The sequence below is a fragment of the Arcticibacterium sp. genome, from assembly GCF_055134445.1.
Window position 1 is genome coordinate 26,866 of record NZ_JBSRVI010000040.1, and the last position, 21,820, is coordinate 48,685.

The 21,820-nt window shown below is 38.1% G+C and carries 20 protein-coding genes; 13 read left to right on the top strand and 7 right to left on the bottom strand.

Annotated features, from left to right (window positions below; genetic code table 11):
- Positions 1–178: 178 nt before the first annotated feature.
- From recQ to ACTBZY_RS06175, 4 genes are all read left to right on the top strand, one after another.
- Positions 179–2,311 carry a DNA helicase RecQ gene (recQ, locus tag ACTBZY_RS06160; RefSeq protein WP_463045471.1) on the top strand — a complete coding sequence of 711 codons (2,133 nt, stop codon included), beginning with the start codon at positions 179–181 and terminating at the stop codon, positions 2,309–2,311.
- 94 nt (positions 2,312–2,405) lie between these two features.
- Entirely contained in the window at positions 2,406–3,599 is a 1,194-nt protein-coding gene (locus ACTBZY_RS06165; RefSeq protein ID WP_463045472.1) for a PHP domain-containing protein, read from the top strand.
- A gap of 171 nt (positions 3,600–3,770) precedes the next feature.
- The gene (locus ACTBZY_RS06170) at positions 3,771–4,883 is read left to right on the top strand and encodes an acyltransferase family protein (RefSeq protein ID WP_463045473.1); all 1,113 of its coding nucleotides are present in this window, start codon (positions 3,771–3,773) and stop codon (positions 4,881–4,883) included.
- Positions 4,884–4,894: 11 nt separating this feature from the next.
- Positions 4,895–5,917, top strand: a complete 1,023-nt coding sequence (locus tag ACTBZY_RS06175; RefSeq protein ID WP_463045474.1) for a serine hydrolase domain-containing protein — start codon at positions 4,895–4,897, stop codon at positions 5,915–5,917.
- A 7-nt stretch (positions 5,918–5,924) separates the two neighbouring features.
- Here ACTBZY_RS06175 and ACTBZY_RS06180 read toward each other — a convergent pair whose 3' ends face one another.
- Positions 5,925–6,449: a hypothetical protein gene (locus tag ACTBZY_RS06180; protein WP_463045475.1), complete on the bottom strand. Its 525-nt coding sequence runs from the start codon at positions 6,447–6,449 to the stop codon at positions 5,925–5,927.
- Between the two features lie 86 nt (positions 6,450–6,535).
- On the bottom strand, positions 6,536–7,771 hold the full coding sequence (rocD, locus tag ACTBZY_RS06185) for an ornithine--oxo-acid transaminase (RefSeq protein ID WP_463045476.1): 1,236 nt from the start codon (positions 7,769–7,771) through the stop codon (positions 6,536–6,538).
- Positions 7,772–7,905: 134 nt separating this feature from the next.
- Here rocD and ACTBZY_RS06190 point away from each other — a divergent pair, with 134 nt between their 5' ends.
- The 3 genes from ACTBZY_RS06190 to ppk1 all read left to right on the top strand — a co-directional run bounded on the left by ACTBZY_RS06190 (position 7,906) and on the right by ppk1 (position 11,887).
- Positions 7,906–8,358, top strand: a complete 453-nt coding sequence (locus ACTBZY_RS06190; protein WP_463045477.1) for an Lrp/AsnC family transcriptional regulator — start codon at positions 7,906–7,908, stop codon at positions 8,356–8,358.
- 104 nt (positions 8,359–8,462) lie between these two features.
- Positions 8,463–9,602 (top strand): cysteine desulfurase family protein, encoded by a 1,140-nt coding sequence (locus ACTBZY_RS06195; RefSeq protein WP_463045478.1) that lies wholly within the window; start codon positions 8,463–8,465, stop codon positions 9,600–9,602.
- A gap of 32 nt (positions 9,603–9,634) precedes the next feature.
- Positions 9,635–11,887, top strand: a complete 2,253-nt coding sequence (gene ppk1, locus ACTBZY_RS06200; protein WP_463045479.1) for a polyphosphate kinase 1 — start codon at positions 9,635–9,637, stop codon at positions 11,885–11,887.
- Here ppk1 and ACTBZY_RS06205 read toward each other — a convergent pair.
- Positions 11,870–12,433, bottom strand: coding sequence for a hypothetical protein (locus tag ACTBZY_RS06205; protein ID WP_463045480.1), 564 nt, complete (start codon positions 12,431–12,433; stop codon positions 11,870–11,872). The two genes, ppk1 and ACTBZY_RS06205, sit on opposite strands and share 18 nt — an antisense overlap.
- Positions 12,434–12,571: 138 nt before the next feature.
- Here ACTBZY_RS06205 and ACTBZY_RS06210 point away from each other — a divergent pair, with 138 nt between their 5' ends.
- The 6 genes from ACTBZY_RS06210 to ACTBZY_RS06235 all read left to right on the top strand — a co-directional run bounded on the left by ACTBZY_RS06210 (position 12,572) and on the right by ACTBZY_RS06235 (position 19,049).
- A complete protein-coding gene (locus ACTBZY_RS06210) occupies positions 12,572–13,789 on the top strand; it encodes a NupC/NupG family nucleoside CNT transporter (protein WP_463045481.1) in 1,218 nt (405 codons plus the stop codon).
- A gap of 269 nt (positions 13,790–14,058) precedes the next feature.
- On the top strand, positions 14,059–14,553 hold the full coding sequence (locus ACTBZY_RS06215) for an META domain-containing protein (protein ID WP_463045482.1): 495 nt from the start codon (positions 14,059–14,061) through the stop codon (positions 14,551–14,553).
- A gap of 68 nt (positions 14,554–14,621) precedes the next feature.
- The gene (locus ACTBZY_RS06220) at positions 14,622–15,830 is read left to right on the top strand and encodes a serpin family protein (protein WP_463045483.1); all 1,209 of its coding nucleotides are present in this window, start codon (positions 14,622–14,624) and stop codon (positions 15,828–15,830) included.
- Positions 15,827–16,249, top strand: coding sequence for a hypothetical protein (locus ACTBZY_RS06225; RefSeq protein WP_463045484.1), 423 nt, complete (start codon positions 15,827–15,829; stop codon positions 16,247–16,249). Before ACTBZY_RS06220 ends, ACTBZY_RS06225 begins: the two co-directional genes overlap by 4 nt.
- 84 nt (positions 16,250–16,333) lie before the next feature.
- Positions 16,334–17,800, top strand: coding sequence for an IMP dehydrogenase (guaB, locus tag ACTBZY_RS06230; protein WP_463045485.1), 1,467 nt, complete (start codon positions 16,334–16,336; stop codon positions 17,798–17,800).
- Between the two features lie 70 nt (positions 17,801–17,870).
- Complete coding sequence (locus ACTBZY_RS06235) at positions 17,871–19,049, top strand: MFS transporter (RefSeq protein WP_463045486.1); 1,179 nt, start codon at positions 17,871–17,873, stop codon at positions 19,047–19,049.
- Here ACTBZY_RS06235 and ACTBZY_RS06240 read toward each other — a convergent pair.
- From ACTBZY_RS06240 to ACTBZY_RS06255, 4 genes are all read right to left on the bottom strand, one after another.
- Positions 19,046–19,564 carry a DinB family protein gene (locus ACTBZY_RS06240; RefSeq protein WP_463045487.1) on the bottom strand — a complete coding sequence of 173 codons (519 nt, stop codon included), beginning with the start codon at positions 19,562–19,564 and terminating at the stop codon, positions 19,046–19,048. The two genes, ACTBZY_RS06235 and ACTBZY_RS06240, sit on opposite strands and share 4 nt — an antisense overlap.
- Positions 19,545–20,438 carry an alpha/beta hydrolase family protein gene (locus tag ACTBZY_RS06245; RefSeq protein WP_463045488.1) on the bottom strand — a complete coding sequence of 298 codons (894 nt, stop codon included), beginning with the start codon at positions 20,436–20,438 and terminating at the stop codon, positions 19,545–19,547. Before ACTBZY_RS06245 ends, ACTBZY_RS06240 begins: the two co-directional genes overlap by 20 nt.
- Positions 20,439–20,465: 27 nt before the next feature.
- On the bottom strand, positions 20,466–21,023 hold the full coding sequence (locus ACTBZY_RS06250; RefSeq protein ID WP_463045489.1) for a TetR/AcrR family transcriptional regulator: 558 nt from the start codon (positions 21,021–21,023) through the stop codon (positions 20,466–20,468).
- A gap of 113 nt (positions 21,024–21,136) precedes the next feature.
- Positions 21,137–21,805: an SGNH/GDSL hydrolase family protein gene (locus tag ACTBZY_RS06255; RefSeq protein ID WP_463045490.1), complete on the bottom strand. Its 669-nt coding sequence runs from the start codon at positions 21,803–21,805 to the stop codon at positions 21,137–21,139.
- Between the last annotated feature and the right edge of the window lie 15 nt (positions 21,806–21,820).

A 21,820-nucleotide genomic window follows, 5' to 3' on the forward strand; every position in this document is an offset into this window, starting at 1 on the left:
AAATTATTCTGTATTATTCGGAAAGGTTTTTCTCGCTCCCGTAGTGTTAGTCCAAGCTACAAATGTAACTATTCTAATGACTCAACGCAATTTTAAAATGGCAATCGCTTTAATTCTGAGTAATTTCGCCTAGATTTTCTACCTTTTATAGAAATATGAATACTTTTTCTCGTTTTATATGAACCCACAGCAAGCACTTAAAAAATATTTTGGCTACGATAATTTTAGACCACTACAAGCTGAAATTATTCAACATGTTTTGGACAAAAAAGACGCATTGGTTTTGATGCCCACCGGTGGTGGGAAATCCATATGCTTTCAGATTCCAGCCATAATTAATTCCGGAATTACCATTGTTATATCTCCGCTCATTGCTTTAATGAAAGACCAGGTAGAGGCTTTAAAAGCCAATGGTGTAGAGGCGGGGTATTTAAATTCCACTTTGGATTATACGGAGCAAGAAATTGTCCTAAAAAAAGCAAGAAATGGGGTACTCAAATTACTTTATATAGCCCCTGAGAAATTATTTTCTGCAGACAGTTCTCATCTCCTGGAAAGCTTAAACATTAGTCTTTTTGCCATTGACGAGTCTCATTGTATTTCTTCTTGGGGACATGATTTTAGACCGGAATATAGAAAGTTAAAACATCTGAAAGATTCGTATCCTGAAGTTCCTGTGGTGGCATTGACCGCTACAGCGGATAAGGTAACCAGGAAAGATATTTGTAATCAATTGGGGATTAACCAGAAAAATGAGTTTATCAGCAGTTTTGACCGGCCAAACATTGGACTGAAGGTTTTGCCCGGAAGGAAAAAGTTAAAACAAATCGAAGATTTTTTAACGGAGTCTAAAGGTCAGGCAGGTATTATTTATTGTCTGAGCAGAAAGGGAACAGAAACGGTGACCACGAGTTTGCTAAATATGGGCTTTAAAGCTGCATTCTACCATGCAGGCTGCCCAGCGGATGTTAGAAGCCAAAGACAAGAAGATTTTATCAATGATGATATTCAGATAATGGTAGCTACTGTGGCATTTGGAATGGGCATTGACAAGTCAAATGTTCGGTGGGTGATGCATTATAATTTACCAGGGAATGTTGAGAGTTTTTATCAAGAGATAGGTAGAGGCGGGAGAGATGGAGAAGCCGCAAAAAGTGTGTTGTTTTATAGTTATGCTGATATTATTCAGCGTAAAAGAATGATTGACGACTCGGAGTTACCGGATGAACAAAAGCTTCTTATGGATGCAAAGCTAGAACGTATGCGTCATTATGCCGAGGCTAATATTTGTAGAAGAAGGATCTTGCTGAGTTACTTTAATGAAGATTTGGCAGAAGACTGTGGCAACTGTGATGTTTGTAAAAATCCAAGAAAACGGTTTGATGGTACTGTGCTTACGCAAAAGGCTCTTTCTGGTATAGCAAGAACCGGGGAAAAAATAGGAATGGGAATGCTCATTGACATTTTAAGGGGCAGTAGGAATCAAAACTTAATGGGTTTAGGCTACGACAAACTAACGACTTTTGGTGTAGGAAGGGATTTGAAATGGGAGATTTGGGCAGACTATCTCATGCAAATGTTGAATTCTGGAGCGATGGAAATAGCGTACGACGAAGGTCATACTTATAAGTTAAGTGAGGTGAGCTGGCAGATTTTAAAAGGGCAGCGGGCTTTAGAGTTATCGGAGTTTGTGACTTTTGAAGAAAGGAAAGCCCTGCAGGATGAGGAAGTGCCTACGGCAAAATCTAAACGTGAGTTTATAAAGAATGATCTTTTTGAAAAGTTGAGGTTGTTGAGAAAGAAAATTGCAGATAAGGCTGGGATACCCCCTTATGTGGTTTTTCATGATACTTCTTTAATGGAAATGGCAACAGATAAACCCATCATCAAAAGTCAAATGTTGGCAGTAAGTGGCGTGGGTCAGGAGAAAATGAAGAAGTATGGAGATGTATTTCTTAAAGAGATTGTAGCTTATGTGAATGAAAATAAGGTAGTGCTAAAAAAAGGTATGACCTATACACAGACTTTGGAGTTATTTAAAGACGGCCATGATATAGAAGAGATAGCAAAGATGAGGAATATGGCCACCGGAACCATAGCGGTGCATTTGGTAAAATTGAAAGAAGGAGGGGAGGATATTGATTTGAAAAGATTAGTAGATAATTGGTCTTATGATACCATAATCAAAGCTGCTAAAGAATTAAATATGAAGACCAGTGACCCCATAAGACCCTTGTTTGACCACCTTGGTGGAGATATTGGTTATGAGAAAATAAGAATATCTATGGCCCTTTGGGAGGAATCTGCTTAACAGTTACCAAGCATAATAATATTTTAAAAGGGACTTCTGTGAGCGTCTGTCTAAATTGATTAGCTTCGGAGCATAAAAACCCAGAATGAAAATCATGAAACGTTTAGCCCATTTTGTTTTAATATCCTTTATTGTTTCCTGTTTTGCTTGTACTGTCCCAGAGAAAGAAAAGACATGGTATAAAGGAAATCTTCATACACACTCTTACTGGTCAGACGGTGACGAATTTCCCGAAATGGTGATGGATTGGTACAAAAATGAAGGTTATCATTTCGTGGCTCTTTCTGATCACAATACATTGGTAGAGGGAGAGAAGTGGAAAACCATTCCTCAAGATTCGGTTTTTCAGGCTGGATTTGAAAAATACTTGGAGAAATATGGTGTGGAATGGGTCAATTATAAAAATGATTCTGGAAGAACCGTTGTGAAATTAAAAATGCTGACGGAGTATAAGGAGCTCTTTGAAGAGAAAGAGAAGTTCTTAATTATCCCTTCCGAAGAAATATCAGATGGTTTTGAGGGCAAACCCTTACACATGAACGCTACTAATATTCAGAAAAAGATAGAGCCTCAGGGAGGAAAAAGTGTGGTGGAGGTGCTTCAGAATAATATTAATGCGGTGCTCCAGCAGCGAAAGGAACTAGGGGTGCCAATTATGCCTCATGTAAATCACCCAAATTTTGGGTTTGCGATTAATCTAAATGATATGATTGCCCTAAAGGGCGAAAGGTTTTTTGAAGTGTATAATGGACATCCAACAGTTCACAATTCTGGCGACTCTCTACGTATCTCTACAGAAGAGATGTGGGATAAAATCAATGTATCATATATAAATAATAGAAAGCCCATTATGCATGGCTTGGCTACAGACGATACACATCATTATCATGTAAAAGGGAAGACTTGGAGTAATGCGGGTAGGGGCTGGGTTATGGTTCGATCAGATTCTTTGCATGCCGGATCGTTGATTCATGCGATGGAGGCGGGTGACTTTTATTCTTCTACGGGAGTAAGTTTGAAAGAAATGAAGTTTTCTAAGAACCTTCTGGAGGTAGAGGTTTTAGAAGAAGAAGGTGTGTCTTATAAAATTGATTTTATTGGCGTTAGAAAGGGGAAGGAGAATTCAGAGGTTTTAAAATCTCAGAATGGGCCTAAGGCTTCCATTGAAGTTTCTGAAAATATGCTCTTTGTGAGATGTAAAGTGACCTCATCAAAACGTCAAAAGAATCCAATAGAAAACTTAATTTATGAAATGGCATGGATCCAGCCAGTACAAAGAACTCCCTGATTTTAAGCAGATAAAAAATGGTTTAGGGAAATCGTTTTGGTGGCTTGGCTTAATCCTTTTTATAAAGATTTGGATCTTATAAAATTTGAATATAAAAAAGATTAGATTAGTGGCGATTTAATGCAAAAAATCAAATTTAACCACTATTAAGAAAGGTATTGCCATTTAAGAATGAAGCAAATTATAAATAGCGAGCGTCTCTATTCGCTCGATGCCCTCAGAGGTTTTGACATGTTCTGGATCATGGGAGCAGATAGGATTTTCCATAGAATGGCGGATATAACGCATTCGTCATCGTGGGAGGCTTTGAGTCATCAGTTTCATCATCCCGTTTGGCATGGTTTTGCAGCCTACGATTTGATTTTCCCACTTTTTCTTTTCTTGGCTGGCGTGGCTACGCCTTATTCCGTAGGAAAACAGTTAGATAAAGGTGTCAGTAAAAAAAGTTTGTTGTTTACGGTGATAAGGAGGGGCATAGTCTTAGTGCTTCTTGGAATAGTTTATAATAATGGCTTAGAGTTAAAGCCACTCTCCGAAATTAGGTTTGGTAGTGTTTTGGGTAGAATAGGTCTGGCTTATATGTTTGCCAATATCATCTACATATACGTAAAGGAAAGAGGACAAATGATATGGTTTGTGTGCTTGCTTTTTGGTTATTGGTTTTTGTTAATGTTTAATTCAGCTCCTGGGTATCCTATGGGCGATTTGACCATGGAAGGGAATTTTGCTTCTTATTTGGATACCATTTTAATGCCTGGGAGACTTTATTTAGGAGTTCACGACCCAGAAGGTTTGGTTTCTACTATGCCAGCTATTGGGACAGCGTTGTTGGGCATTTATACCGGAAATATTCTTAAAAGAACCCTGCCAGAGCAGAAAAGGGCAACGGTACTACGTTTACTTATCATTGGTTTTGCACTTTTGGTGCTTGCCCAAATTTGGAATTTAGTTTTTCCAATAAATAAAAATATTTGGTCCAGTTCCTTCGTGCTTTGGTGTGGCGGTATAAGTATGATCCTCATGGCTGCTTTTTATTATGTGATAGATATTTTAGGTTATCATAAGTGGGCTTTCTTTTTTAAAGTAATAGGAATGAACTCCATTCTTATTTACCTGTCTTCAGCTTTTTTAGATTGGTCATACACCACAAAAGCGTTCTTTGAGTGGTTGTTGCAGTTAGTTGGTCAGCCTTATGATGCAGTTGTGGCCGTCATTTGTTTGCTAGCAGTAAAATGGGTCTTTTTATATATTCTTTACAGGCAAAAACTCTTTTTAAGGGTGTAATTTAATTTTCTATGGTTAGGGTAATCACTATATTAGTGGGGATGATTTTTGTTGGGTGTAATACAGAATCATCAACAGAGGTTTCACATCATCCTCTTTCTATCAAAATAGATGCTCTTCTCAATTCGGAGAAATTCAATGGCGTAGTTTTGGTCTCCGAGAGGGACAGCATCATTTATATTAAAGCTAAAGGGTATGCAGACCTTGAAACCAAAAGAAAGCTAGAGGTTTCAGATTTGTTCGTGATAGGTTCTATCAGCAAGCAAATAGCAGCGGTTCTGGTTTTAAAAGCCTATGAAAATGGAGACTTAAAATTAGAAGATCCGGTTTCTAAATATTTGCCAGAGGTAAACCAAGAATGGTCAAAAGAGGTCACCATTCATCATTTATTAACCCATACGCATGGCATTTCGGCTATAGATGAGCCTTTAGCCTATCCTGTGGGTACAGCATTTAAATATTCACAGTTGGGTTATCAGTTGCTGGCTGATGTTTTGGAAAAAATAGAAGGGAAATCTTTCAAAGATATTTCAACTGCTTATTTTAAAGAAATAGGTTTGACCCATACTTTTCATCCAGAGGATACCACGTATAGTAATCTGGTGAAAGGTTATATAGAGGAGGCTAATGGAAAACTGACTTATGAGGTCAATAGTTTGGAGAATTATGTTCCTGCGGGAGCATTTATATCCAATGTTTTTGATTTACAAAAATGGAATATGCTTTTGCATTCTGGTCGTTTAGTTAAGAAGGAAACGTTGGCACTGATGAAAACTAGATATGCCACCAGAGAGCATCCTATTTTTGACAAGGTAGAATATGGTTACGGTTTACTATTCAAGCTTGGAGAAGAAAATTTGGAGATAGGAGCTTTGGGCTATGCCCCCGCTTTTGTGTCTGCCAGTTATTATTACCCCAAATCAGACAGAACTATAGTCGTCTTGGAAAACGTAGCCTACAACCTTGAAGATTTTAAGAAAACTTTCAAGGTGCATACCGCAATTATGGGTCTGGCAAAGGGAGTTAATCAGTAAGACGACCTTATTTCCTGAGCCACCAGCCGAGCCATTGACCTACCAAAGCCCATGACACCAGAGCATCAATAAGGTCTCCAATAGTTTTAGTTTCAAACCATATGGAATAGGTATAGGTAGTGGTTAAATAACCTATAACACCTACAGCCACCGTAGACAGAACAATGGTTATGTAGCTGGGGTTACCCATTTTTAACAAAAGCCAAGCTAAAAGACCTACCGCAAGGATATTTACCAAAAGCCCTCGGGCCATGTTCATGCCCATATTGGCAGAGTAGGCGTTGTGATAATAAATTTGAGCCCAAGGCTTATCGATATATTCTTCCATTGGATTGGCAGATTTCCCTGGAGGAACATTTGGCATGTAATAAAAACCCTCTTCCAAGTTCTCTCCGAGGTATTCTAAAATAGCATCTTGGTTTGGAGAATAGGTTTGCATTTCATGGTGGAGGTCAAAGGCGGTCCATGATAAGGTCTGCCATATCAGTAGAATTACGCCACCTACTAAGGCAGCTATTGTGATTTTTTTCATTAGATATTAAGGTTAGTGTATGTAATTTACAGCAAAAAATAATCTAAAGAAATATTAACACTCAATTTAAAGTGAACCTCAAAAAGCTATTTTTCAAATGCTAAGATGGTTTCACTGATTATGGCTGTAGTTTCCAATATTTGTTCTTCAGTAATTACCAAAGGTGGAGCAAATCTGATTTTGTTTCCATGGGTGGGTTTGGCAAGCAAGCCGTTATCTCGCAGTTTTATGCAAATATCCCAAGCTATCGGAGCGTTTTCGTCGGTGTTTATTTCTATGGCATTTAAAAGACCCTTTCCTCTTACCAGTTTTACTAAATCGGATTGATCTATTAGCTTACTCATTTCGCTTCTGAATAGTTGACCTAGCTTTTCTGATTTTTCAGCTAAGTTTTCTCTAAGTACCACTTCTAAAGACTCCATAGCCACGGCACATGCCAGTGGGTTTCCGCCGTAGGTAGAGCCATGCTCGCCTGGTTTTATGGTAAGCATAATATGATCATCTGCGAGCACTGCAGAAACAGGTAGAACACCGCCAGAAAGAGCCTTTCCCAAAATTACAATATCTGGCCTCACCTCGGAATGATCGGTACATAGCATTTTCCCTGTTCGAGCTATGCCTGTTTGGATTTCATCTGCTATAAAGAGTACATTGGTCCGTTTACATATTTGGGCTACTTCTTTTAAATAGTTCTCGTCTGGCACCATTACGCCAGCCTCGCCTTGGATGGGCTCCACTATAAATCCTGCTACAAAAGGGTCTTCTAAAATGGCAGTTTCAAGTGATTTTGAATCATTATAAGGAATAACTTCAAATCCTGGCAAATAAGGTCCGTAACCCTTTTTACTGACAGGGTCAGTGGACGCGGAGATAATACCTAGTGTTCTTCCATGAAAGTTTTCGCTAGCAAATAATATTTTAGCCTTGCCTTCGGGAATTCCTTTGACTTCATAAGCCCATTTCCGGCATAATTTCAGTGCTGTTTCCACGGCTTCGGCTCCAGAGTTCATCATTAGAACTTTTTGATATCCAAAAAGCTTACTCATATACTCTTCAAATTCCCCAAGTTTAGAAGAATAAAATGCTCTGGAGGTTAATGTCAGTTTCTGAGCTTGGCTTGTTAAGGCTTTAATAATGTCGGGGTGGCAGTGTCCTTGATTCACGGCAGAGTACGCAGAAAGAAAGTCATAATACTTTTTGCCCTCTACATCCCATACAAAAACGCCTTCGCCTCTATCTAAAACCACTGGTAAGGGGTTATAGTTGTGAGCACCGTATTTGTCTTCTAGGGCTATTAGATTTTCTGAGCTTCTCTTTTGCATATTGACTGTTTTTTTAATAATCGCAAAGGTACTGTATTGACGCTTATTTAATACAAAATGAGTCTAATCAATTATATATGGTTCAGATAAGTGAAATATGACTTATTTTTGTCTGAAATTGTTAATTAGAAATTATGTTGGATAGTACAGATAGGTCCATTCTTAAACAGCTCAGCATTGATGGCCGTAAGCCGTATGCCGAGATTGCGAAATCACTTGGTATTTCAAATACCATGGTGCATCAGAGAATAACCAAAATGAAAAAAAATGGCTGCTTAAAAGGCATCGGTATTGTACTGGATGATAGAAAAATGGGATACGAATGGAGTGCCTTTACAGGGATTGTTCTTAAAGAAGACTCGGATTCTGAGGATATTATTAAAGCATTAGAGGCTATTCCTGAGGTTACGGAGTGTTACTATATAACAGGTCAGTATACGCTTTATATAAGACTAGTTGCTAGAAATAGCGAACATATGAGAAAAGTGCTTTATGGAGAAATTGACCATATTCCTGGAGTTCTAAAAACCGAATCTTTGATTGACTTTGGTACAGCTTTTAAAAGAGGAGTTCCTATTTTGGATTAAGCTTCTTTCCTAATTAAAATTGTTGTTTTTGATATTCATTTCTTATAACGGAAGATGCATTCTGGATAGCGATTTTCGTAAATTGCAGGCAGAATTTAGAATTTATGAGAGAAACAATATATTTAGATAACGCCGCCACTACTTCTTTAGATCCGCAAGTGTTGGAAGCGATGATACCCTATTTTACAGATGTTTTTGGCAATGGCTCTTCCATCCATGGTATGGGCAGAAAAGCGAAGTCTGCCATAGAAAATGCAAGAAAGAAAGTGGCGGAGTTGTTACATACTTCTCCTTCAGAGTTGTTTTTTACTTCTGGTGGTACTGAGGCAAATAATACAGTTATCAGGGGAGCGGTGGAATCGCTGAATGTTAAGACTATTATTTCTTCTTCTATTGAGCATCATGCCATTTTGCACCCTTTGGAGTATTTGAAAAGTAAAGAACTTGTCGACTTTAAGTTGGTTTGTTTGGATCAAAATGGCATGGTCGATTATGCAGATTTAGAACGTTTGCTTAAGGAGTCTCCCAATGCCCTTGTTAGTTTAATGCATGGCAATAATGAGGTAGCTAATGTTTTAGATTTAAAAAGAGTTTCTTCGCTATGTAGGACACATAAGGCCTTGTTCCATTCAGATATGGTACAGACAATTGGTAAGTTGCCAGTTAACCTACAGGAAATTGACATTGATTTTGTTTCGGGTTCTGGTCATAAATTTCACGGTCCAAAGGGGGTAGGTTTTTTATATATCAATGCCAACAATAAGATTAACCCTTACGTTATTGGTGGAGCTCAGGAGAGGAATATGCGTGGAGGTACGGAAAATGTGGCAGGCGTAGTGGGTCTGGCGAGGGCCCTGGAAATAGCGGTTGTTAGTATGGAAAGCAGGAAGGAATATATAGGTTCTTTGAAAAGGCATCTTAAAGAGTGTTTGCTTAATGAGTTTCCAGGAATTTTGTTTAATGGAACCTCTGGAGTATTAGGAGAAAGTATGTATCATATTTTAAACGTAAGTTTTCCAGCTCATAAAGATAACGATATGCTGCTTTTTAGCTTGGATATTGAAGGTGTTTGTGTTTCGGGAGGTTCGGCATGTAGTAGCGGAACAGATATTGGGTCACATGTTTTAGAGGCACTGAAAATACAAGAAGACAGGGCTAATGTGCGTTTCTCTATGAGTAAGCACAATACGCTTGCGGAGATTGACAAAACCATAACAGTATTAAAAAAGATTTTAAAGAAATAATTCTGTATTTGCTCAGGCACTAAAAGTATGCTATGAAAGATTTTGTAAATTATTTAAAGACAGTTTTAAAGCCATTGACAAACAGGGAGGAGGAAACGCTGAGGCCAGTATTTAGCAGTAAGCTAGATAAGCGTGCTGAGAGTATTAGTAATTCACCGCTTTTGAGTAGAGATTTAAGCTGGATGACTTTCAATAATAGAGTACTTGATCAGGCTAGAAAGAAAGAGTTGTCCATTTTTGAGAAACTGAAGTTTTTAGCCATTACCGAGTCTAATCTTGATGAATTTTTCACGGTAAGGGTGGGTAGTTTATATAATTATCTGGACTACGGTAAACCAAGAATTGACTATTCAGGCTTAAGAGAAAGACCATTTAAAGATCATCTTTTGGGTTTAACCAATGATTTCTACCAGGAAAGAAATCGGATATTTAAGGAGGATTTGGCTCCTCATTTTTTGGAGAATGGTTTTAAGCTGATTGGCTTTGAAGATTTAAGTCTGACGCAACAAAAGGAAGCGGTTGATTTTTTTGACCAGAACATCTTTCCCATGCTCACGCCAATGGTTTTTGATCAAACACATGCATTTCCTGTGCTTTTGGCAAAAAACCTCATCCTTGGCGTTGTAACCAATACCAAGAAAAAGTTTTATAGGAACAGCGATGATGAGCCACGGAAGCTGTCTTTTGTTCAGATTCCAAGAAACCTTCCTAAGTTTTACACTTTTATAGAAAATGATATTGTTCATTTTTTACCGCTAGAACGGATTATCATGAGTCAAATCCAGAAGCTATATAGGAATGTCAATATAGAGTCGGTGGATTTATTTAGAATTTTAAGAAACGGAGACTTCACTTTAGAAGAGAGTGACGATATTGAAGCTGATTTTGTAGACGAGATAAAACAGAAAATCAAAGAAAGAAAAGTAGGTAGATTAGTAAGTATATGCATAGAAAATGAGCCATCTAAATGGATGATGGATGTTCTGATGAAGAAATGGGAGATAGATGAGACTAACATCTTTCAGAATAATGAGCTTATGGATTATACCCGTTTGTGGGAATTGATAGGCCATCCAGAGTTTAAAGATGACCTTCCTGAAACTAAGGCGGCAGTTCCTGCCTTTAATTTTGGAAGAGATAAAATGCACAGCATTTTTGATACACTTAAAGATCAGGATGTTCTATTACATCACCCTTATAATAACTTTGAGCCCGTACTACAATTGGTAGAAAAGGCAGCCAAAGACCCGAAGGTTTTGGCTATAAAACTGACCATTTATAGACTAGCTAAAAATTCTAGAATTACCGCAGCTTTATTAAAAGCGGCTGAAAATGGAAAGCACGTATCAGTTTTGTTTGAAATTAAAGCCCGATTTGACGAAGAAAATAACATTAAAGAGGCGGCTAAACTTCAAAAGGCTGGCTGTTTTGTCATTTATGGAATTGGCGGTTTGAAAACCCATACTAAACTTATGCTTATTGTGAGGAAAGAGGGTGACAAAGTGGTCCAATATGCTCATATGGCTTCCGGTAATTATAATGAAGATACGGCCAAGCTATACACGGATATTGGTATTATGACTTCAAAGCCAGAGTATACACATGATATTGCTGAGTTTTTCAATGTTATAACAGGGCATTCTTTGCCAAATAGCTATAAGAATTTAATCACCTCGCCTGGAGATATGCGAAATAACCTTATAGCGATGATTAGGAATGAGGCAGAAAACGCAAGGAAGGGATTGTCGGCAGGAATCTGCATTAAAATGAACTCCTTGGAGGACAAAGAGATTATTGAGGAGTTTTATGCCGCTTCGCAGGCAGGTGTAAAAATAGAGCTAATAGTAAGAGGGATATGCTGCCTTAAACCTGGTAGACAAGGTTTAAGTGAAAATATCCATGTTAAATCTATTATTGGGCATTATTTGGAGCATTCTAGAATATTCTATTTCCATAATAATGGTGAACCAAAAGTGATTGGAAGTAGTGCAGACGCCATGGTTAGAAGCTTTGATAGAAGAATAGAATCCATGTTCCAAATAGTGGATGAAGGCATAAAAAAGAAGCTTATTCTAATGCTTAAGAATAATTTAATGGATACGGTGAATTCTTATAACCTATTGGAGACAGGAGAATATATAAAAACAGATTTTTCTGTGAATCCGTTTAATATTCACGAGGAGTTTTATCAGCTTAAAGACGAAGATATAGAAAAGGCTAATCTGAACTACTTGTTTAATACAAATGCAGAATCAGAAGTATTAGTCTTAAATGGAGACGCCTAAAGCAAAGCCTCCGAAAAAGTTTTGCCCACCGTTTAAAGAAGCTTGGTAAAACACCAAGCCTGATCTATTTATTCTCGGGTTGACGCTTAATTTTAGGTAGAAAACTTTGGGTTTTGGTGGTGTATCTATAACCAATTGAGTTCTAAGAGCCAGAAGCACATTAAAATAGTCACGGTTCTGAGAAGTCGGATAAATGATTTTAGAGTAGCCTCCACCCATTTCTACAAAATATTCTAGGTCAAATTTTGGAGGTTTTGTTCTACATTTATTCATTACTCTAGAAGAAATTCCTTTCTTGAGATTATTTATCAAAACGTTATAAGAAGCCCCTGCCGGAATGGAAAATCCAGCTCCCTGGCCAAAACCTGCTGGTAAATATCCAAAGCCCAATCTGGCTGTAGCAAAGCTTTTATGGTACCTTAAAGGAGCGACTTCATAATTCACGGACATAATTGGGCTAAGACCAAACCCTTCAAAAAGAATAGCTGATTTATACCTTGAGCGATACATGAGTTGCGAGTAAGCAGCCTGTACCATCAAGGTCATGAGAATTGACAATATTATTTTCCTGGAATTAATTTTCAAGGTTAGAAAGCTATTTTAAGCACGTAAAGTGAAACGAAAGTAAACTATATAGGTTTAATTCCCTTATTTTGGAACAATTTTCAAACCAAAATCCTTTTAATGGAACGTTTCACAGGCCTTTTAGGTATAATTGTCTTACTTGGAATTGCTTTTTTAATGAGTAATAACAAGAGAAAAATTAATATTAAGCTGGTTTTGTGGGGTTTAGGTCTGCAGCTGAGCTTTGCTCTTTTAATACTCAAGACCCCTATAGGTTTACCTTTCTTTAAATTTTTCGATGTACTAATAGGGAAGCTTCTTTCTTATTCCGACGCTGGCGGCGATTTTTTGTTTAAATCTTTTGTCAGTGGTATTGTAGATTCTCCGAATATAAATTTTGCCATTCGAGTATTGCCAACCGTTATCTTTTTCTCGGCTCTAGTGTCTCTTTTTTATCATTTAGGTATTATGCAAAGAGTAGTGAAAGCTATTGCTTGGGTGGTACAAAAAACCATGGGTACTAGTGGTTCAGAGACGTTAAGTGTGGCGGGAAGTATTTTTGTGGGTCAAACGGAAGCCCCTCTTTTGGTAAAACCCTTTATAAAAGGTATGACGAAGTCGGAGCTGATGACAATCATGGTGGCAGGCTTTGCTACTATTGCAGGAGGGGTAATGGCCATTTATGTAAAAATGTTAGAAGACATTCCGGGTATAGCAGGCCACTTAATGGCGGCTTCTATTATGAATGCTCCTGCGGCATTAATTGTTGCAAAAATAATGTTTCCAGAAACGGAAGAGTCGGAAACAAAAAACTCATTAGATATTAATGTAGAGACCAGTGCCGGTAATGTGGTAGAGGCGGTAGGAGATGGTGCTGTAGATGGCCTTAAATTGGCTGCAAACATAGGTGCGATGCTGATTGCCGTGGTAGCTATTGTAGCAATGTTAGATGGTATGTTGGGTTATGCCAATACTTCATTGGCAGAAATTCTTGGAGTTGCATTTAAGCCTTTAGCGTGGACTATGGGTGTGCCATGGTCTGAAGCCAGTACGGTGGGGGGTCTTTTAGGAGAAAAAATTGTTTTGACTGAGCTGATAGCCTATGCAGACTTAAGAACAATCATGGCAGATGGACAACTTTCTCAGCGTTCTTCCATTATAGCGAGTTATGCACTTTGTGGTTTTGCCAATTTTGCATCTATTGGCATCCAGTTGGGTGGTATTGGTGGGATTGCCCCAGAAAGAAAGAAAGATATAGCCAAATTGGCAACCAAGGCTATGATAGGCGGAGCCATTGCTTCTAACCTTACAGCATGTATTGCGGGAATTTTGATTTAACACGAACGAGGTATTAGAAAACCTGTTAATGATTGTCGGGGATGCTTTTAGTAACTGACTGATTTGCTGTCATTTAGAGTCTCATTACGATGCTCTAATACATCCTTACGGATTTAACAATAACGAAAGTATTTTACGTTTTCCAACCTTTTTGTATATAAAGAGGTCTATATCAGTGAAAAGGGTTTTAGGGTTAAAAAGGTTGAGGGAACGCTTCACAGCAATTCCGTTCAACCTTTTTTCTTTGTCGGGTTAAATAGTTTTATTCAGTGAAAAATGTTGTGTTAGCTTTTATGCTTACCGCTCTAATGGTAGGATGTAAAAAGAATGAGGAGGAAGTTGGACCATTTAGTTTTTTAAAAGGAAGTTCAGACGGAGCTAGTTTTGCATCTTCTGCCAGTTTCCCTTTAGGCAAGTATCGTTTATTGCATTACCATACTGGCCAGGTTGTGCCTTATGAGGTTAATTTTGAGATAAGAACTAAAAATAGTGATATAAGGGAGTATACCATTAGTGGTAAGAGTTGTCTCAATTTTTACTTTGCCACGGTAGTGGTAAGTGCTTCGCTAAATAAAATTGAATTTACGGAACTGATTAGTACCAAAATTAATGGGGAACACAGTAAAGAAAAATTCGAAAAGGACTATTTTAAAAGATTGCTTTCTGTTAGAAGCTATGAATACAGAGTAGCAGGTCAAAACTTAATTTTGTATACTTCAGAAGACTTCAAAGAGTATTTAGTTTTCACTTTAGAAAGTAATTAGCCAACCTTTTAAGGCTTTCGTTCATTAGTTTAATGTTAATTAACTCTTGATTTTAAATAATAACGATTATGAAACTTACGTCAATCGCCATTTTGCTTAGCCTTAGTTTTTTTATGTGTAACTGCGAAGTGAGCAAATCGGCAGCTCCCAAAGTAGCCAATATAGAAGTGGATGCTGCTTTCTCAGAAAGAACCAATGTTTTTGCTTTCGATTTCCTAAAGACTTTGGAAGAAGAGGAGGTCAATGAAACTTTTTTTGTTTCTCCGTTAAGTCTTCATATGGCCCTAGGGATGCTATTGAACGGAGCGGATGGCACCTCTAAAGACGAATTAATAAAAACACTAAAACTCGAAGGATTTGATATGAATCTTATCAATTCAAGTTATTTAGAATTGATAGATAAACTTCCCGTTATAGATCCTAAGGTGACCAATTCCTTGGCGAATTCTATGTGGCAAAGACAGGGTTTTAATGTCGAGCAAGATTTCAAAACTGTTTTGAAAGATTATTTTAAGGCACAGCTTTATGAGGAAGCTTTTGATGCTTCCACGCTAAAAAAAATCAATCAATGGGCAAGCGATAATACCAATGCTAAAATTAAAAAGGTTTTAGATGATATTTCTGGAGACCAAGTAATGTTCTTGATGAATGCCCTTTATTTCAAAGGAGATTGGGCGAGCCAATTTGATAAGGATAATACTTATAAGGAAAACTTCAACGGCAAAAATGGAATAGTGAAAGTTGATATGATGTCTAATCTAGACACCTTTGCTTTTGCGGACATGGGTACCTACCAAGTGGCAGATTTACCTTACGGAAGTGGGAAGTACGGCATGAGGGTGCTCTTACCTAAAGAGGGTGATGTCTCTGTGTTACTCAAAAGCCTTAACCAAGAAACTTGGAGCGAGATAAACCACAAATTACAGGTTCAGAAAATTGATTTAAAACTACCCAAATTCAAAATGGAGTATGAGAAAAAGCTGAACACCATTTTGGTGAAAATGGGAATGCCGAGCTTATTTGGTCCATCTGCAGATTTATCTAAAATCTCTGGACCTGCAGGGAAAATCCAAGTCAGTTTTGTAAAACAGAATTCTTTTGTCGCAGTTGATGAAGAAGGGACTGAAGCCGCAGCAGTGACTACCATTGGGATTGAGGTCACTTCAGCACCCTTTTATCAGCCATTTACGGTCGACAAACCATTTTTGTTTTTTATATATGAAAAGGGTTCTAATACCATTCAGTTTGCCGGAAAAATACTGGATATAGAAGAATGAAAAATCTTTTAATTCTATTAAGTACCATCTTTCTCTTTGCATCATGCACGGAGGAAGATTGTTGTGTTCTTCCGCCAGATTTATCAGAATTTCATGGCGAGTGGAAGCTCATGAAGGTAGTCAACGGGTTTGCTCAGCTGGAGTTAGAAGGCGATGAGATTGGCTTTGAGGAGACTATTATTATTGATGCCGTTACAAAAACTTTTACTAGAAAAAGGAGTGACACTCCTGAAGAAAAATCAAGATTGGAAAAGGGGAAGCAAGGAGAATTGGATGCTTTGATTTTATTAGATGAGCATATGTACCACTGGTATCATTTTGAAGAAATGGACGGGAAATATCATTTAGTCTTATATGAAAAAAGTTATGTTGATACTTATTTGGCAGATGGTTCTTCCTATTATTATTTAAAGCAATAATATAAAGTTTCTGCACGAAGTATTTTATTTCAACTTTTCTCTATAGCTTTGCGTGGCAAATAAGAGATATTTAATTATTTGCTGATGATGAACTCCTCCAAGCTTCTTTTCGAAGCACTTACCTACGACGACGTACTACTTGTTCCTGCTTATTCTGAGGTTCTTCCAAGGGATACCAGCACAGTAACCAAACTTTCAAGAAACATTTCTCTCAATATTCCTTTGCTTTCTGCAGCCATGGACACGGTTACAGAATTTGAGATGGCAGTGGCCGTAGCTCAAGAAGGCGGAATGGGAATTATTCACAAAAATATGAGCATAGCTGCCCAAGCTGAGCAAGTAAGAAAAGTGAAGCGTTCAGAAAGTGGGATGATTATTGACCCAATTACTGTAAAGAAAGGAGCTCTTTTGGGAGATGCCCTTAAACTAATGCAGGATTTTAAAGTAGGTGGCATTCCTGTAATCACCGAAGACAATACCCTTTATGGGATTGTGACTAACAGAGATTTAAGATTTCAGACGGATATGTACAAGCCGATAGAATCTGTGATGACAAAGGATAACCTTATCACGGCTTCTTTAGGTGCTTCTTTAGAAGAGGCAGAGCAAATCTTAATGGAGTATAAGATTGAGAAGCTTCCTATTGTAGACAAAGATTACAAACTGGTTGGGCTTATAACTTATAAAGATATTCTAAAGAAAAAAGACAGGCCAAATGCCGCCAAAGACAGTTTTGGAAGATTACTAGTGGGTGCTGCCGTTGGTGTTACAGCCGATATTGAAGATAGAGTGGCTGCTTTAGTAAAAGCCGGTGTAGACTGTGTGAGTATTGATACAGCTCATGGCCATTCTAAAGGTGTTATTGAAACACTTTCTAGGGTTAAGAAAGCTTTTCCTTCTATTGATGTTATTTGTGGAAACATAGCCACTGGCGAAGCCGCAAAAGCTTTGGTAGATGCAGGAGCTGACGCCATAAAGGTAGGCGTAGGTCCAGGAAGTATCTGTACCACTAGAATTATTGCAGGAATAGGAATGCCGCAACTAACGGCCGTTTATGAGTCTGCTAAAGCCATTGCTGGCTCTGGTGTACCAATCATTGCTGATGGAGGAATAAGGTTCTCTGGAGATGTGGTAAAAGCCTTAGCTGGTGGAGCAAGTTCTGTGATGATAGGTTCGCTTTTAGCAGGAACTGACGAAGCCCCTGGCGAAATGGTTATCTTCGAGGGACGTAAGTTCAAAACATACCGTGGTATGGGTTCTGTAGAAGCTATGGAAGATGGGTCTAAAGACCGTTATTTCCAAGACGCGGAAGCGGATGTTAAAAAATTGGTACCTGAAGGAATAGTAGGAAGAGTAGCTTACAAAGGAAAAGCTGGTGAAGTGCTTTATCAAATGGCTGGAGGATTGAAAGCTGGAATGGGTTATGTGGGAGCAAGTAATATAGAGGAATTGCAGGAAGCCAAATTTGTCAAAATTACGTCATCAGGAATGGCAGAGAGTCATCCACATGATGTACAAGTAACTAGAGAGGCTCCGAATTACTCGAGATAGATAATGAAGTATAAGATTTGATAAATCAGGGGGTAGCTTTCGAGTTACCCCCTGTTTGTTTTTAAAAGAAATGATAGCAGAACAGACTAAAATATTTACGCCGCAATACATATTGCTTTGCTTGAGCTCGTTTCTGTTTTTCGCCAGCTTTAATATGCTAATTCCAGAGTTGCCAGATTATTTGAGCAGCATGGGTGGCGAAGATTATAAAGGTTTAATTATTGGTGTGTTTACTATCACGGCGGCTCTTTCCAGGCCATTTAGCGGTAAATTGACTGACAAATGGGGTAGAATACCCGTTATGGTGGTTGGGGCTTCAGTCTGTGTCATTTGTGGTTTTATATACCCTTGGGCCAATACTATCTTTTTTTTCTTATTACTTAGATTAATTCATGGTTTTTCTACCGGTTTCAAACCTACGGGAACAGCCGCTTTTATTGCCGATATAGTACCTACCACAAGGAGAGGTGAAGCCATGGGTATTTACGGTTTTGTTACCAGCACAGGCATGGCTTTCGGTCCTTATTTGGGGAGTATAGTGGCTGCAGAGTTTTCATTAAATACCCTTTTTTATACCTCTTCCGTTTTTGCATTTATGTCTGTGGCCATTCTTTTTTCTATGAAAGAAACACTACCTGAAGAGAAAAGAGAGCCTTTCTCATTTAAGCTATTTAAAATAAAGCGGACTGATATATTTCATCCAGATTTATGGCCAGTGGCGATAACAGTGTTTTTGACATCCTTTGCCTTTGGAACCATTATTACCCTTACACCAGATTTAAGCAAAATTGTGGGTGTTGATAATAAAGGTCTTTTCTTTTTGATATTCACCTTGGCATCCCTGTTTACAAGAATCTTGGGTGGCAAGATTTCCGATAAAAAAGGAAGGGTTAACGTGTTGATTTTTGGAGCTGTAGTTTTGGTGATAGCCATGGGTGTGACTTCCATAACCTCGCATTATTATTACTTTATAGCAGGAGGTATTCTGTTTGGTACATCTTGGGGTTTGATTTCTCCTTCTTATCAAGCCTGGACCATCGATTTATGTTCCGAAGAAACGCGTGGCAGGGCAGTGGCCACCATGTATATTTCGTTAGAAACTGGTATAGGTCTAGGGGCAGTATTGCCAATGTTTTTATATGATAATAAACCAGAGCAAATAGGCTATGCTTTCCAGCTTTGTATGTTTATGGCTGCTTTGGCGGTGGCGTTCTTGGTTTGGTACAAAAGAAAATACAAGGTGGCTTAAACTTTGTCTATTGACTTTCTAATAGCTTTTTGATGATGCTTGATATGGAAAATGAAGAAAAGACACATTTCTCTAATCGATAATTTCCCAAGAATGAGCTGCGGTAAACGCAATGTATTTAATTGCCATTCTGTCCAATTATCTAATAGCTGTATTAACTCAGCATGTACTTTTAGAAATTGTTCTTTTTCAAACTCAAGGGAGCTGTTTTCATGCATTCTAGGTTCAAAACCTGTTACGGCTGGGAATTCAGAAGTGCCATATGTTTTAGCGATCCACTCGCCGTTTCTTTGAGCCTTTAGGTTTATTCCAAATCTAAAAGCTAGGACGAGTTTAGGAGCTCGCAAAGCTTTCCTGAACACTTTGGCACCAAGCGTCAAATGAGCCATGTTTTGAGCTACAGACCATTTGTTGTTTTTCTGAAGATAGAATTCTTCTTTGCTTAAATTATCTAAGTCTGCAATGACGGAATTCACAATTTCCTGAAGAGCCTGCTTAATTTCTTTTTTGGTCATAATAATCTTCAATTTGATTAAAAGCTATGGGCCATAGCGTGTTTAGTTTTCTTCTGCGGAAAAAATTGAAATGTCCAATACCTTTCAATCCAAAGTCTTCCGGTTTAAGCCATTTAAAATCAACGGGCGTTTTGGTTTTTACATTTCTCCATAGGTTCTGCACATTTTCACGTGTGCAAATCTCATCATCGGTGGCTGTTATAACTGTAATAGGAAAACCAAAGACTTTAGGGTTATTTAGCTCAGGAATATCCATAACATTATCTGGATGATAGAAGTAGTCTGGGTATTTACACCAGCGTTTCCAAGTGTTAGTTACATTTTTCGGCATATCTTCCATGACGCCCAGAAACTTTAGTTTTGAAAATCCATAAAGCACATGAACAAGGGGTGCTATGAGGTCAAAAAATAAATGGGAGCTTAATCTTTGCCTTAAGGGCATTTCACCTCTATATCCAGAGGAGGTGGCTATACAAACCATGCCATCGACCTCGTCAATATTTGGAACGAATGGGATTAGTTGACCACCCACGCTATGGGAGATGAAGAATAAAGGTAAATTTGGGTATTTGCTTTTTAGATAGATGATGCCAGCAGACATGTCTTTTCTACCCCAATCTAGGATGTCATAGTTACAATTTTTTAAACCTTCTTTTGGCTGAGAGGCACATACCCCTCGGTAATCATATAGTAGGCAAGCATAGTTCTTTTCTCCAAAGTATGTAGCCAAAGCCCTATAAAATTCTTTAGGTACCGCTGTGGCGGAATTGAACTGAATTATGGCTTTCGGATGCTCAGGAGCTAGTAGAATAGCGGAAAGCTCAATGCCATCAGAAGTAATAATGCTTATGTTTTGTTTTTCTATATAAACCAAACGTTCGTTATTTATAAGGTTAAAGTTTTATTTCATTTTTGATAGCGTACGCACAAACACGTCCTTGAGATACTGGTCGGTTTGATAAAGCTGGCTAAACATAACAGCTCCTTCAAATTCCATAACAGATTGTTCAGCGAGCCTTTCAGAAGTCCCTTCTGGGTATTCTTCCATATAAATGGTTTTCATGGCATTTCGCCAGGAATCAAAAATGTCTTTTAATGTGTCTTTGAAAATTACCGTTTGAGCGGCGACTTCAAGTGTTGTGTTTCCAACAATGCAACCTCCTTCTTGGGAGAGTAAAGCCTTACCGAGCTTTAAGAGCATCTTTTCCATTCTGTCTCTTGGTGATAAATTAGTATCCGTGGCCATGGAGAAAACAGCGTGATCAAGATAGCTTTGAACCGTTTTTAAAACCTCTCCCATCAAAATTTCTTTAGAGGCGAAGTAATGATAGAAGCTGCCCTTTTGTAAATCACAGGCGGTCGCCAAATCACTCATAGAAGTGTTGTAATATCCGTTCTTTCTAAAAACTTGAAGAGCGGTAGCAATGATTTCTTCTTTGTTCGTTTTTACTAAGGGCATATTTAAAGTTAGCCTTTATTTTTGTATACCAAACGAACGTTCGACAAATATTTAAAAACAAAAAAAGACCAACAGCATTGAAGCTATTGATCTTTTAAAGGTTTTTATTTGGGTTATTTAATAACTGCCGCCCACATTTTATCTGCTACAAATCTATTTCCTAAAGCATTTAAGTGAACTCTATCCGTCGTTAAGATGCCTCGGTCTTTATTTTCGGCATTATTTTTTAAATTATAAGCCAAGAAATCTTTTCTTAAATCTATCACTTGGCAGTTGTTCTTTTCTGCTAATTCTCTTATGATTTTCGAGTATTCATTGAGGTCTCCATCCTGCTGATTACTATGGTCTGTTTTTTCTCCAATAGCCGCAGGGGTACATAGTAGCACTTTAATATTTTGTTTTTGAAGCTTTTGAATGACAGCTTGATAAAACTTTTCAAACTTATCGGCGTCTGTTCCTGTACCATGGCTTGCTTTATGCCAAACATCGTTTACGCCAACAAAGAGTACGACCACATCAGGGTTTTTCGACAGCACGTCATCTTCCATTCTAAGGTATAGGTCATAGATTTTGTTGCCACCAATTCCAGCTCCCTCCAGTTCGTATTTGTCGGTCAAGTTTTTACTTTTAAGGTCTTGCTGCATTAGCGTAATATAGCCGCCTTCTCTCACACCAGCTTGAGTAATGGAGTCGCCGAAAAATATAATTTTTACGGGTTTAGACTGGAAAGAAGATGCCATGAAGAACAGTAGAGAAAGACCTAGCGTTGTAACTAATTTCATCTGGTTTGATTTGGT